Origin of the sequence: Deinococcus malanensis, from assembly GCF_014647655.1 — a bacterium.
In the GTDB taxonomy this organism is placed as follows: domain Bacteria; phylum Deinococcota; class Deinococci; order Deinococcales; family Deinococcaceae; genus Deinococcus; species Deinococcus malanensis.
The window spans coordinates 1-13,140 of sequence record NZ_BMPP01000024.1; the positions used below are offsets into that span (position 1 = coordinate 1).

The 13,140-nt window shown below is 59.9% G+C and carries 11 protein-coding genes and 1 pseudogene; 6 read left to right on the forward strand and 6 right to left on the reverse strand.

Annotated elements, in window-relative coordinates; all coding sequences use genetic code 11:
* The coding region (locus tag IEY49_RS18935) for an EAL domain-containing protein (RefSeq protein WP_189011636.1) at positions 1-469 on the forward strand (469 nt) is incomplete at its 5' end.
* Between the two features lie 482 nt (positions 470-951).
* Positions 952-1,113, forward strand: a pseudogene (locus tag IEY49_RS22100) (IS701 family transposase); the annotation flags it as partial.
* Here the strand turns inward: IEY49_RS22100 and IEY49_RS18940 are convergent.
* Together IEY49_RS18940 and IEY49_RS18945 are read right to left on the reverse strand one after the other, a co-directional pair.
* The gene (locus IEY49_RS18940) at positions 1,091-1,333 is read right to left on the reverse strand and encodes a hypothetical protein (protein ID WP_189011638.1); all 243 of its coding nucleotides are present in this window, start codon (positions 1,331-1,333) and stop codon (positions 1,091-1,093) included. The pseudogene IEY49_RS22100 and the gene IEY49_RS18940 overlap by 23 nt on opposite strands.
* A 63-nt stretch (positions 1,334-1,396) precedes the next feature.
* A complete protein-coding gene (locus IEY49_RS18945; RefSeq protein ID WP_189011640.1) occupies positions 1,397-3,010 on the reverse strand; it encodes a cellulase family glycosylhydrolase in 1,614 nt (537 codons plus the stop codon).
* Between the two features lie 828 nt (positions 3,011-3,838).
* Here IEY49_RS18945 and IEY49_RS21575 point away from each other — a divergent pair.
* Both IEY49_RS21575 and IEY49_RS18950 read left to right on the forward strand, forming a co-directional pair.
* Positions 3,839-3,982, forward strand: coding sequence for a hypothetical protein (locus tag IEY49_RS21575; protein ID WP_229780917.1), 144 nt, complete (start codon positions 3,839-3,841; stop codon positions 3,980-3,982).
* A gap of 256 nt (positions 3,983-4,238) precedes the next feature.
* Positions 4,239-5,327, forward strand: coding sequence for a diguanylate cyclase (locus tag IEY49_RS18950; RefSeq protein ID WP_189011642.1), 1,089 nt, complete (start codon positions 4,239-4,241; stop codon positions 5,325-5,327).
* A gap of 197 nt (positions 5,328-5,524) precedes the next feature.
* On the opposite strand, the gene IEY49_RS18955 is transcribed toward IEY49_RS18950, so the two are convergent.
* The 3 genes from IEY49_RS18955 to IEY49_RS18965 all read right to left on the reverse strand — a co-directional run bounded on the left by IEY49_RS18955 (position 5,525) and on the right by IEY49_RS18965 (position 8,059).
* Positions 5,525-6,493, reverse strand: a complete 969-nt coding sequence (locus tag IEY49_RS18955; RefSeq protein ID WP_189011644.1) for a ScyD/ScyE family protein — start codon at positions 6,491-6,493, stop codon at positions 5,525-5,527.
* A gap of 121 nt (positions 6,494-6,614) precedes the next feature.
* Positions 6,615-6,854: a hypothetical protein gene (locus IEY49_RS18960; RefSeq protein ID WP_189011646.1), complete on the reverse strand. Its 240-nt coding sequence runs from the start codon at positions 6,852-6,854 to the stop codon at positions 6,615-6,617.
* A gap of 959 nt (positions 6,855-7,813) precedes the next feature.
* Positions 7,814-8,059, reverse strand: coding sequence for a hypothetical protein (locus IEY49_RS18965; protein WP_189011648.1), 246 nt, complete (start codon positions 8,057-8,059; stop codon positions 7,814-7,816).
* Between the two features lie 376 nt (positions 8,060-8,435).
* On the opposite strand from IEY49_RS18965, the gene IEY49_RS18970 reads away from it, so the two are divergent.
* A complete protein-coding gene (locus IEY49_RS18970; protein WP_189011650.1) occupies positions 8,436-10,772 on the forward strand; it encodes an ATP-binding protein in 2,337 nt (778 codons plus the stop codon).
* A gap of 73 nt (positions 10,773-10,845) precedes the next feature.
* Here IEY49_RS18970 and IEY49_RS18975 read toward each other — a convergent pair.
* Positions 10,846-12,005 (reverse strand): IS3 family transposase gene (locus tag IEY49_RS18975; protein ID WP_189011652.1). Its coding sequence is split into 2 segments (ribosomal slippage): positions 10,846-11,738 and positions 11,738-12,005, totalling 1,161 coding nucleotides; the frame shifts between segments, so codons are not numbered across the junction.
* Positions 12,006-12,171: 166 nt separating this feature from the next.
* On the opposite strand from IEY49_RS18975, the gene IEY49_RS18980 reads away from it, so the two are divergent.
* A complete protein-coding gene (locus IEY49_RS18980) occupies positions 12,172-13,092 on the forward strand; it encodes a MerR family transcriptional regulator (protein WP_189011653.1) in 921 nt (306 codons plus the stop codon).
* Positions 13,093-13,140: the final 48 nt, after the last annotated feature.

Here is a 13,140-nt window from a genome sequence, read left to right on the forward strand (position 1 = left end):
GCGCCCGGACTTCGTGGACATGGTGGCTGAGACCTTACGTGAGACCGGGCTGCCGGCGTCGTGCCTGGAGCTGGAACTGACCGAGCGGGTCGTGATGAATGACGTTGAGGAATCCGTGTCGCGGATGACGAGCTTTCGTGATCTGGGCGTGTCCATCGCGGTGGATGATTTCGGTACCGGGTATTCGTCCCTCAGTTATCTGCCACGCTTACCGCTGAACGTCCTCAAGATCGACCGGGCGTTCGTGAGGGATCTGCACTGCTCGTCTCCGACTTTTCCAGTGGCGAAGGCCATCATCTCCCTCGCGCAAAGCCTGGGGCTGATGACCATCGCGGAAGGCATTGAAACAGGTGTGGAGTTGGCGGTCCTGAGGGAGTTGGCGTGTGACGTGGGACAGGGGTACCTGTTCGCGCGGCCGCTACCGGCCTCCGAAATGCACTTCGGCCGGGAAGGCAACCGCAACAGCTGAGGAACAGCGAAATTTCCTGATGTGATTGTACGGACCTTTCTGAACGCGGGTTGCCCCACCTGCGTGCCTTCAGCGAGGCACTCCGGGCATACCAGGCCACGCCTGCCTTCACGCGACTTCAGGCGCTCGTCCAACCGGAAGGTGTTGATCACCCGGTGTAGGGTGGACTGGCAATAAGCACGCAAGATCTGGGCAGCATGGGATGCTGAGCGCGAGCCCTACCCCTCTCACCGTCCGGATCACCCCGTGACCACCTCACGCAGGCTCTCCACTGTCCGCGCGTCCTCATGGTTTCCGGCGTGTCGACACGCGCGACTGGATGACCCGGCCGCGGCGCGGGTACTGGCCGACACGTACACACGGCAGTTCTTTCAGCCGCTCCTTGAATTCAAGAACGAGCCTCAGGGTCTCCCGGAAGCTGCGGGGGCGACGGTTCCCCGAGGTTCTCTGGAAGCAGCGCGGAACATAGAGGCGCATTTCGGCGGCATACGACCGCCACCGGGCTGGCCAACACGGAACCCGGGAAGTCCGGGAGCCACCATAAAGCGGCCCAGCGACTGCAGAGGTTTCTCTCGGAAAGCACCTGGAATCCGGATGCGCTGCATCAGGCCAGGCTGGACCTCATGCGTACCACACAACGTACGAATAGAGCAGGTTGAGCATCGCGCCATGGAGAGCGAGTTCAACGCCTTGTTCGTAATCGTCTACATTGGGGTACGCCGCTCGTACGGCTTGAAGGTTTTCCCAGATGGCGCCTGACATCACCTCGAACTCGACGGTGCGGACGCGTTCGACCCAGTCGCGTGCGCGGATCAGCAGGACGGCGGTGGCCACCAGGAGGTCAATGTAGGCGAGGGAGGCCACCGTGCGCCTCCTCGCCTACCCGTTGGTCCTCAGGGCTCTTTCAGCACCATCGGTCCTGGTGGTTTAAGGAGAGAACAGTTTACCGGAGGTGCCGTACGCCCGCGCTTCGAGGAGTTCCACTGGGGCGGTACTGGCAGCGGCCGTCAAACGCCACTGTGCTGAGACTTCAGCTGTGGACAGATTCAGGCTGTACCGGCTTCCATTCTTGATGGAGTACAGGTTCAGTGCACCCCCATTCACTTTGAACGTGACCGCGCGGTTGGCCAGCTCGAAGCTGACCGGAACGGGCGCTGTTCCCAGGGCAGAGTCTGGGCGGGTCCGCGCGGTTTCAACGTTATTGACAAAGACCCGCCAGACTTTGCTGTACTCCTCCCGTCGCAACTGGATCACCTTGGGCGTCGCAGCAGCTGTCGTGATTCCCACCGCGACACCATCATGAGCCGGAGTACTGGGCTGACGAATCCTGACAGCGAGCGTAACAGGATGGACGTACCGAAGCGGCTGACTGGCGTACGACCCTCCTGTGTCAAGGTTCACGCCAGCCGGCAGAGGGGTGGTGCCATCCAGGCCATTGATCTTCCCGCCGGTCACTTGACCATCGACCAGCGACACCGGAGCTTCTCCCAGACGTGAATACTGTTTCGTAAAGGCCTGGGCAAAGACCGAAGCTGCCGCTGAAGCTTGACCATAACCGTCGATCAGCCCAAACGGATTCCGGTAAGCCCCTGGCAGGTGATCATACGCAGCCCACGCGATCAAACCGGAAAACCCGTACTTCTCCGCCCAATAGACGCTTTCCTCTACGGCGCGCTTCTGCATTTCGGGCGTACTGGGGGTGGTGGGCCGCAATCCGAGCGGCAGATCCCACTGCATTCCAGGAACGATCATGCCACTGTCATCGTTGTACGACGGCCAACCGAGTTCTGAGAGGACCATCGGCTTGCGCGCAATGTTGTGGTCGCTGATATAGCGGTAGATCGTTGCGGGCACCGCGTACGGCCAGAAACCGTTGTCGGCCCACAGGTAGCTGTTGAAAAACAGCGCGTCGGACACGTCATAGATCGACTGGTGTCCCACAGGGGCCCCTTCAAATCGCTTAAAAGTATTGTCAAATGCTGCACTGTTCACGTAGACACCCAAGCGGGGCGCCTCGGCTTTGATGGCCTGTTTCAGGCGGCTCATCCACGTGAGGATCCGGCCTGCAACGTCCGGATCAGCCCAGGCGCCGAACCCATCTGGCTCATTCTTCAGATTGAGGCCCCGCACATTGGACTTTCCAGCCAGCAGCCGGACAATCCAGCGGGCGTAAGCCTCATGGTAGGCGTAATTGGTCTCCAGCGTGGTCCAATCAAATCCGCCATTATCGGCGGTCTCCATCTCCATAAACAGAGTAGGGACGACATCCAGGCCTTCACTGGCGGCAAGGTCAATAAAGCGGGCGACGGTCTGTAACCGAGCGTCATTGAATGTTCCCTGTCCGTCCGTAAAGCCCAGCTGTCCCCAGGCGCGGTATTCGTTATCGTAGAAGAGGAAGACGCGCACAGTGTTGATGTTCAGCTCCCTTTTCATCTGCTGGAGATCAGCTCGAATCTGCTCGTCCGTCAGTTCTCCGCGTTCGTATTCCCCCCACCAGCAGGGATTTTTTGCCAGCCGGGGCCAGTACATCGCTCCCTTCATTGGCCCTCCACTGCTGGTGAGCTCACTACTGGTCATCTGCGAAGCCTGCACGTTTATTCTTGATGACACCTCTGCTGGACTGGTCGGTGCACTCGTACAGGCGGCCAGCAGTAATGCAATAAGAAGGAAGGGAGTGTACCTGGCCTTGGTTTGATCGAACGAGGTCCGTGGGGACGGACGGACGGACACACTGGATCTAATTGGCATGCAGGTCTCCATTGAGCTGGGCTTATCATTCACTCGGCAGGTCCCAGGTGACCGTTGATGGGACAGGCTTCAGTGCGCCTCAGAGGCGAATTGCGCCGTCCGGTCCGCTAAGGAACAGGTTCGCTTGCATTCTTGAGGTGAGTTCATGGTGCGCTCTTTATTTTCATGATTCAAGACTGAATGCATCTTCATTAACTGGCAATTTCAGTGAGTAGCCCATAGTCAGGCGCAAATAGACATGATGACAGGAACGGCTGCTCGCACCCGCAGCATTTCCTGCCTAGTAAGCTCAAACTACGATGTAAGGGTGACCCAATATGAGGCTCTTCCGGCATTTCCGTGCAGCGGGTCAGCTGGCGAGTAAGACGCGCTGACGCAAGGTTTCGAACGACCCTTGCCCATACATCTGGCGTTTAATCAGCTTGATTTATTCGCGATGCCTTCCGCTGGCCCATTGCTCTACAGTAGGGTCATCGCGGCCAGGAGCGCTTTGCGCTCCCGGGTGAGGCTTATCGCCACTATTTGAAGATGAGGCAAGCCGCATCCTGCGGCTTGCTGTAACCACCGATCTAGCTGGTCGGTGTTCCCCTGCGCAAAAAGCATGCGGAATTTCATTGCCAGGTGACGCATCTGGCGTATTGGCGGGCACTTCTCCATCAGCACGTCCAGCAAGTTCCGGTCATCACCACCAAGGGCAGCCTCGTCCTTCAGGAGCAACCAGACGACCTGACCCGCGAGAAAATCCGCACGCCGCCACCTGGATGAATCAGTCGGTGTAGGCTCTGCAGGACCTGCCGCTTGCTCCGCTTCTTCGATCTGGCGTGAAAGTGTCCACTGATGAACGGGTGAACGCGGTTTTCGAGTTGTACGCCCGGCCGATGATGCTTCGGGCCACACGGCTGGGCTGAACCCCTGTGACACGCACGCATTGAGGCTGGTGACACCGCATGCTGCTCGAGCAGCTCGTCTCTCATACCATATTGCGGATCAGGTTGACTGAACATTGAAGTATTTTGTGTACATGCCGCAGATTGTGTCGCTCGCCAACGATCTGCTTTTGAATTTCTCGGTGTTGATTGCCGGGCTGTTTGCTATCAGTCTCACCTTCCGGCAGCCTGACTGGCCGGAATCCTGGCGACGGATCTTGACGCGGTACCTCACCAGTGTCACGACCGCCTTCCTACTGATGATCAACACCGTGTCTGTCGCGTCCGGCCTGTCGTTCGACTTCCGTTCGGTGCTGGTGGCTCTGGCTGCCCAGCGCAATGGGGTATTGGCAGGGCTGCTCATCGCCCTGCCCATCGGCGTATACCGCTTGTACGTGCGTGGGCCTGCGGCCTTTCCTGGAGTGCTGAACCTCGTGCTTGTGGCCCTGCTGGCAGGAAAAGCGACCGGGCTTTTCCGCTTGATGCCTCGCTGGGAGCATTCGATCCAGACCACCTGTCAGCAGGCCGTGCTGACCTTCCTGACGGCCAACTTAACGGTGTTTGTCGCCTTCTGGCTGGTTGGGCGTCCCCCCGCAGACGCCCTGCCGGTGTATGTGGTTTTTTCCAGCATCAGCGTGCTAGGTATGGTGGTTGGGGAATACGTGACTTACACCCGATTGGCTGCCCTGGCCCGCGCCCAGTCCCTTGAACAGCTCGCGTACGTCGATCCATTGACCGGAGCATTCAACCGCCGTATGTTTGACGAGAGCCTCCGGGAGTTTCCTCCTGGATCCTTTTTGTTGCTGCTTGATCTTGACAGATTCAAACGCATTAACGACACCTACGGGCATGTCGTGGGTGATCAGGTGCTCATCTGCCTTGTGCAGATGTTGCAGGCGGAAATACGGTCAGTGGACCGGGTGTATCGTTTGGGGGGCGAGGAGTTCGGTGTGCTGCTTGCTCCGGGAAGCGCTGAGCAGGTTCGTATGAGGGTGGAGCGTCTGCGGGCTGAGGTAGAGCAGTCCCTCGCGACCAAGACTGGGTTGACGGAGGAGACGATTACTGTCTCGGGCGGTTTGGTGCTGATCGTGGAGGAACCACGTACCGCTCTTGCCAACGCAGATCGCCTGCTGTACAGCGCGAAGGCGGCGGGGCGCAACATGATCCTGTCTAATCTGCGTTGATCAGTAACAGGCGGAGCGGCGGCAGGTCTCGACCCGTGATCGGGTAAGGCAAATCTGTCTGCCAACGTGTCCCCAGTGTCACCCGTTCTTCGGCGCTCTGCACTTTGCGGCGGGTCATAAAAGCCTCCTTCCGGCCTGATTCCAGGGTAAGACGGAAGGAGTGCCTCGTTATGCCGCCCCGCGCGCCAACTGATCCACTAGCGTGGGTTGGCGATGTTACCAACCGTCCAGACTTCCCCATTGAGGGTGGTGATAAATGCGGTGTTCCCGATGACTTCGAGCGAGGTTGGCCGGTCAAGTGCGGAGGCGATCACCTCGAAAGTGCCGTCCCCCTTAGCCCGCACGAGCGAGCCGGTATTCGGGTGGGCTGGTGAGCCGACCTCCACCCCGTCCCACACGCCCTGCGACAGACCAAAGAGCATACCGACCGGCCCGAACTCCACGTCCAGCAGCATCCTTGCGCCAGCGGCCACCACGGTCACGGGCGCCGATCCTGAGGTGAAGGACACGGCCCGGCCCGTCTGCGGCTCGTGGGGGATGGGTCCAGGCTCGGCCATGAACACGGTGGTGCCCATGACTTCCAACCCGGTCGGGACGGTGTTGCCGAACACCCGGAAGACGGAGATCTGACCTTCACGGGTGACCCTCAGGACCCGGTTGTGGTGCCCGTCGCTGACCAGGAACGCTCCACCATAGAGTTCCAGGGCGTACGGGACGCCGGTGGGAACAAAGAACTCGGTGGCCGGTGGGTTCACGAGTGCGAACGCGCCCAGGTCAGCGACGAGGGTGAAGGAAGTGGGACTCTCCATCCGGTACAGGCCCACTTTGCTGCTGCCGCCCACGTCGGCGGCGACCAGGCCCACCAGAGCGTACGCGGTTCCGTTCAGGAAGATGACGTCCACTGCCCCGCCGAGCCCAATGACCGGGAGGGGGAGACCGCTGGCGAAGGTAGTGAGAGCACCCGTGGTGGGGTCGATGCGCACGATCCGGCCGGCGGCGGGTTCGGTGACATACAGCCCGCCATCGGGACCAACGGTGCTGCCCTGGGCATTTTTCAGGCCGGTGACAAGACGCTCTGGTGCGGTGGGAGCGGCCAGCGGGGTGGTGGTGCACGCCGCGAGGAGCAGGGTGGTGAGGGTGAGGGCGGTCAGCAGGACTGTTCGCATGGTGTTCCTCCTGGAGCGTAGGACACGAGGGCGCAGGTTCCGGGCCTCACGGCAGGGCGAAGAGGTCGTTCAGTGCCACCCTGCCGTCCTGGTCTCTGTCAGGGCCGCGCTCGTCAAGGAATCAGAGGGCCTTGCACATAGCTTCATTGAGCCTATGAATGCCTTGACCGAATTTCCCACTATATGTCTGAGCGTATTTACCGAGTCCCATGCCAAACGTTTCCTGTGTCGCATGAGCAGATAAAGACAAGAAAGCTCCTACACATCCATTGGCCATGGTATCGGTTCTGGTCGTAGGTATAATCACCATGGCGGCTGTAAAGATACCTGCACCGACGAAAGAAATCTTACGTTTAAACATAGCTATCCTCCCAAAACACAGGGCATCTACGAGGGAATCGGTGGTTTAACTGCATATAAAGATGAAATCCAGACGAAATTAATTCCAAACGACAATCATGTTCGTCTCGGCTTTGAATTCGAAGGTGGCCGGGTGACCAGGGTAAGTGCGGTGGGCTCACCCTGGTTTTGATCCTGAAGAGGTCAAGGTCGCCCCCTACATCGACCTTAAAGTGAAGGACAAAGACCTCACATAGGCGTCTTTCCCTTTCAACTCACGGGCACCGTCGGACTGTTAAGCCTTGCTCACATCCAACAGCCGGCTCCCATTCTGCGGTTATCGATTCACACGAACTGTTGCTGCACTGGTTGTTGGAGTGATCTCTATGTGGATTTTCACCGTATAATCCCAAGATCGACAAGCCAACGGCCCCAGACTTATTAAGTCGAGCTTCTTTTAATATGTTCCGTGATTCGCTTACAGTAGTCCGCATAATTCCTAATTGCCCGATCACATCATCCTTATCCCCTTTACTTAAGGCGTCGACAAATCTCATACCTGCTTTTGTTACAGCGCCGACGATCAAACCGCCACCGCCTCCTACGCCAATAGCGACGTTTGCGGCTGCAGCGGGGTGATGGTGGCCCTTTGAGCCTAAGCTCCACTGCTGGATCCCGACACCCTAGTTCTGAGTAGGCAAAGCGCTACCTAAAATTAGGTAGGACCTGTTTGATGCAGAGGAGCACCCGTCACGTTAGGAATGCACCGTGACAAGACAGCAACAAGCATCTGCTTCATCAGGAGCCGGCAGTGATGAGGAACGCCACACGACCTCCTGTTGCGTGCTCCAAAAGTGCCCCATAACGGTGTCGACATGACGAATCCACCTGGCAATCTCACCCTAAACCCAAACAACCGCTTTCAAGAGGTCAGCTTGGCGTTGCAGCTCCGCCCAGACCTGTTGCCTGATACCTTTCGCTTCAGGTGCATTTTCTCAGTATGTTGGGGTGGTGCATGTGATCATCCACGAGCATGCTGAGGACGGCCGAGAGGTTCTTCAGGACATCCTCTTTCTCTCCGTTGGTCTTCCCGATGCCGCCGTGACCGCGCAGGGTGACGAGTTGTGTCCAGCCATGGAGTAGCGCCTTGAACTCCCTGACATGCTGCTCCCGACCGAGGAGGGGGGTGAGGGCCGCTGGAAGCGCTGCCAGCTGCTGACCGTTCATATTTCAGTGTAGGCAGGGTGCTGCAGGACGTGTACCGTACGGGGTGCGAGGGCCGCGTTTCCGATCTCGCCTGGACCGGGGGGAGTGACATGGCGAACGCAGAAGCGGTGCCAGTGCGTCACGCCCTGCAAGTTACTGGTGCCTCTTCACACAGGGAAGAACCGAGTCTTTCTTGGAGGCCGCTGCGGCATTCAGTCCGCTGATAATGTTCACGTCACTGGAAAATGAACAACCGGTGTCATCCCGCTGCACCTGACACTCAAGAACACAGAAAATATTCATGGGTTCGCTTTACGGCAATTGAGCGGTTCCCCGTCGGTGCCTCTACATAAGTCTCTCGCACCACGACTCCGTCTGATGGACCGTACAATCGAGTATGAACGGTCCCGGTTTCGTGAAGGAACCCGGCGTGCTGCCGCGCCCCGGCGCCCCCCTGATCGGCCGAGATGCTGATGCCCGCCTCGCCCGGTCCCTGCTCGCGCAACCGCATGTTCGCCTGCTGACCCTGCGTGGCCCTGGAGGCGTCGGCAAAACCCGGCTGGCCCTGGAACTCGCTTATCAATTGAGTTCCCAGTTTGCCCGGGGAGTCGATTGGGTAGAACTCGCGCCTGTCCAGGACGCCACCCAAGTGCTGGCCACGATTGCCCGTGCCGTGCATGCCTCCGGGACCGAAGTAGCAGATCTGGCCAACGCGGTCGGGCCCGAACCCATGTTACTGATTCTCGATAACTTCGAACACGTGATGTCCGCCGCACCCCTGGTGAACCAGCTGCTCGCGCTGGCGCCTGACCTGCGCGTTCTGGTCACCAGCCGCACCGTTCTTCACCTGCGGGGTGAACACGAACTTTTCCTTAACCCGCTCAGCCTTCCCATACTTGATGCGCATTCCAGCGGCAGTACAGCGGTCGAGATGTTCACCAGGTGCGCGCAAACCGTGAACCCCCGATTTGCGGTGACGGCCGCCAACCGCGCGGACGTCAACCAGATCTGCACGCTGCTTGGTGGCCTCCCCCTCGCCCTGGAATTGGCGGCCGCACGCTTACGGGTGGTGACGCCTGCGGCCCTGCTGGGGTGGCTGGAGCGTCCTCTCGAGGTGCTGACGGCAGGCCCCGACGATGGACCTCACCACGGGAGATCACTCCGGGACGCGATCGGCTGGAGTTACGACCTCCTGGACGAAGAGGAGCGCATGGCATTTATCGCTTGTGGTGCGTTCGTGGGTGGCTTCACACTTGAAGCGCTGGCCGCCGTCACCAGCCTCCTGCAACCGCGGGACGTGCTGATCCGACTGGTGGAGTACAGCCTGGTGCAACCCTCGGATCCCCCGGCTGGCGTGGGAGGCGCAGGCCAGGCCAGATGGCATCTTCTGGAACCTATCCGGGAGTTTGCGGCAAAACTTCTGGACGTCAACGCGGACCATGTCCTGCGCGACCGGCAGGCCAGGTATTTTCTGGCCCTGGCTGATAGTGCTGAGCGTGACCTGGAACTGCTCACGCCTGAATGGCAGGCCAGACTTCGGGCTGAGGAGGCCAATATCCATGCGGCACTGGCGTGGTTCATCCTCCACGAACAGGCTCCGGAGGCCCTGAAGATGGTGCTCGCGCTGGCCCCGTACTGGGAGGGTGCAACTCAGCATCAGGTGGAACTCAAGTGGGCCACAGCGGCCCTCGCACTCCCAGCCTCCCACCAGGAACCCCGGCTGCGTGCAGCGGTCCTGTGCTCACGCGCTTACTGCGAGCAGGACCTCTACCAATTGGACACCGTTCTGGACACCCTCACCGAAGCCCTCGCCCTCTACCGGAGCCTGCAGGACGAGCCCGGGGAAACGAAGGCATTACGGATCCTCGCGTCGGCCCAATCCGCGCTGGGCAAAGTGGAACAAGCACTCAGCCTCTTCGGTCAGCTCGAAGCCCGATTCGCAGCGTCCGGTGATGCCTACCTGCTGTGTGAAACGCTCCACAACACCGCCGCGACGTACATCGGGATCGGTCAGAGTGCCCGGGCCATTCCGTACCTGGAACGGGCCTTGCCCCTGGCGCGACAGACGAATTATCGTAACGGGGAAGCCTTTATTCTGATGCTGCACGTGTGGGCGGGCTTTTTTGCGGGGGTCAGGCCACTCCCGGTCGGCCTCATCAAAGAAGCCTGGAACGCGGCAGAGCGGCTCGAATTCCCCGGCCTGAGCGCCAGGTTACTGCTTGTTCTGGCGAGTTACGCGCGGGAGGGTAGGCGTCAGGCTTTCGCAGCTCAGCTTTTCAGCCTGGCGGAAGGTATGCATGAAGCGTTGGGGAAACCCTGGCCGCGTCCCTTCGAGCTGGAAGCGCGTCGCCTGGACACCGAGCTGAGTGCCGGGCTGGGCCGCCAGTATGAAGTGGAGCGTGACGCTGGGGCTCACCGGACCATGAATGACTTCCAACCTGAGATCAATGCATGGCTGGATGGAAAGAGCACCATGCAGGTGGCAGACCAGCAGGGAGCCGCTCCTCAGGCTGAGCTGACCGCTCGGGAGCAGGAGGTGTTGCGCTACCTCGCGCAGGGCGCTTCGGATAAACGCATTGCTCAGGTGCTGTCGATCAGTGTCGGGACTGCCAGTAAGCATGTAGCGAACATGCTGGGAAAACTTGGGTTGAGGAACCGGGTGGAACTAGCACGCTGGGCTTCTCAGCATGGGATGGACGGCGGCGCATCCTTAGGAACCCCACCGACATCATAAGGGCGGCTGAGCTGGTACCAGTAATGCGGAGTACCGTCACATGTGGGCCTACCCCGATATTGCGTAACTGAAGTTAAGCGGCTGTAGCCTGGCGTTCGAACTCGAGGGGCGTCAAGTACCCAAGAGTCGAGTGACGGCGCTGACGGTTGTAGAAGACCTCGATGAATTCGAACACCGCGTGTCGGGCCACGTCCCGGGTCTCAAAGACGCTGTCGTCCAACAATTCCCTTTTCAACGAGCTGAAAAAGCTTTCCACGACGGCGTTGTCCCAGCAATCCCCCTTGCGGCTCATACTGCCCCTGGCCCGCATGCGGGCCAGTTCTGCCTGAAAGATCCCACTCGCGTATTGACTGCCCCTGTCGCTGTAATGCATCAGCCCAGAGGGCGGACCACGGCGCTGGGCAGCCATTTGAAGAGCGGCCAGCGGTAGGGTGGCCGCCATCTGAGTGTCCATGGCGTATCCGACCACAGCCCTAGAATGCAGGTCGAGGGTGACCGCGAGATACAGCCAGCCCTCTTTCGTGGGCAGATACGTCAGGTCAGACGCCCACACCAGGTTGGGCTGCTGGACTGCGAACTTCCGGCAGAGCAAATCTGGGCAGACGGCCATGGTGTGACGGCTGTCCGTGGTCCGCACCCAGCGGCGTTTTCCCTTGGCCCTCAAGCCACGGACCCGCATCAGACGCGCTACCCGCTTGCAGGAGACCCGAAGCCCTCCAGCGCGCAGCTCAGCGTGAATGCGTGGCGCCCCATAGCAGCGGTTGCTCTGTTGATGTACTTCTTGGATGCGCTTCCCTTGCAGCGCATCCTCTTGCTTGCGGTTGCAGATCGGCCTTCTTCGCCAGCTGTAGTACCCACTCACCGACACTTCCAGCACCCGGCACAGTAGATCCAGGCGGTACTGGGTTCGATGATCTCGGATGAATTCATACCTCAGCGTGTAGTTTCTTTGGCGAAGAAGGCCGCGGCTTTTTTCGGGATTTCACGCTCCTGTCGGAGAATTTCGTTTTCTTTGCGCAGCCTGCGGATCTCCTGCTGCTCTGGAGTCAGGATCTGCTGCCCATGACCAGGAAAAGCGGCCTCGCCCTTCTCCTGCTCGGCATTCATCCATTTGCGCAGTAGGGAAGCATTCAGGCCCAGGTCACGGGCGGTCCCGGCCAGGTTGCCGCTGGTTCGGGCCAGTCGCACGGCATCCCGTTTGAACTCGGCGGTGTGGATTCTGCGATCAGTCATGATGGTGCCTCCTATCGTGGGGGCTTATCTCCATCTACGCCATATCGGGTCATCCTCACATGTGTGCCGCGCAAGGAAACGACGTGTGGTGGGAGCTTGAGCTGTGGCGCAAGGTAGTGGTCCTGACCCTTCAATGTCGGCTTCTCGGGGTAGCTACCCTGAAGGCATGGGGCAGTCTGGAAAAGATGGTCGGCTCAGCATTGGGCAGTTGTCCAGCATGAGCCAGATCAGCGTCAAAACACTCCGGTATTACGACGACGAAGGCATTCTCAAGGCCGCTTTCGTCGATGAGGTGAGCCGGTACCGCTATTACGCGCCGGCGCAGGTGGAGCAGGCTCGTCTCCTGCAGAACCTGCGCTTCGCCCAGGTTCCGTTGGAAGATTTGCGTGAGTTCATGCGCGAACCCACGCGGGAGCACCAGGCGCAGCTGTTCAACCGGCATATCGAGCGGTTGAGGGCACAGGTACACGAACTGAACAGTGGTATCCGAAGCCTGACCCGTCGGCGCGACTATCCGTGGCACCCTCAGGTGTATGCGGTGAAGGGTAGGGTGCGTCCATCGGTGCCGCTGGTGTTCGTGCATGACCGGGTCGGTCTGGGCGATCTGGAGGACGCCCGCGAGGCGGCCCGTGCAGAGCTGAGCGAGTACCTCGGCCAGCAGGGTATTGAGCCCACCAGTCCACTTATGAGCTACTCCCTGCCAGACTCGGCCCGCCGTGGAAGACCCCCAGACCCCCGGTCGCTACTTGACGTGTACATGGGGTTCGAACTTGAAGCTCCCTTGGCGGGCGCGACGCGCATTCAGGCGGGCTGGACGCCTGGAGGTTTGTGGTACGGCACGCAGCATGTCGGGCTATACGAGTATTTGGGGCACACGAAGGCGGCAGTGTTTCAGCAGGCACGGGAAGACCGTGTACTCGTGGGAGATGACCCGTCTGCTGTGCTCCAGCATGATTTCATTCACGTTGAAGTGTTCTGCGTGGGCCCATGGGAGTGCACTGATCTGAGCCGGCTGGTGACCGAGGTCCGCTGGCTGTTGAGGCTGGATACCGCCGGGTCATTTGGAGCGGCCTTTCCAAACCCTTGAAGGATCGCCTGCCGTGAGAGAGTTCCACTCGTGGTGCTTGTGAGCCTG

Bases quoted from the DNA above. Each gene is read 5' to 3' on its own strand.
- IEY49_RS18945 (WP_189011640.1), bottom strand. From the start codon at position 3,010: ATGAAGGGAGCGATGTACTGGCCCCGGCTGGCAAAAAATCCCTGCTGG.
- IEY49_RS18950 (WP_189011642.1), top strand. From the start codon at position 4,239: ATGCCGCAGATTGTGTCGCTCGCCAACGATCTGCTTTTGAATTTCTCG.
- IEY49_RS18955 (WP_189011644.1), bottom strand. From the start codon at position 6,493: ATGCGAACAGTCCTGCTGACCGCCCTCACCCTCACCACCCTGCTCCTC.
- IEY49_RS18960 (WP_189011646.1), bottom strand. From the start codon at position 6,854: ATGTTTAAACGTAAGATTTCTTTCGTCGGTGCAGGTATCTTTACAGCC.
- IEY49_RS18965 (WP_189011648.1), bottom strand. From the start codon at position 8,059: ATGAACGGTCAGCAGCTGGCAGCGCTTCCAGCGGCCCTCACCCCCCTC.
- IEY49_RS18970 (WP_189011650.1), top strand. From the start codon at position 8,436: ATGAACGGTCCCGGTTTCGTGAAGGAACCCGGCGTGCTGCCGCGCCCC.
- IEY49_RS18980 (WP_189011653.1), top strand. From the start codon at position 12,172: ATGGGGCAGTCTGGAAAAGATGGTCGGCTCAGCATTGGGCAGTTGTCC.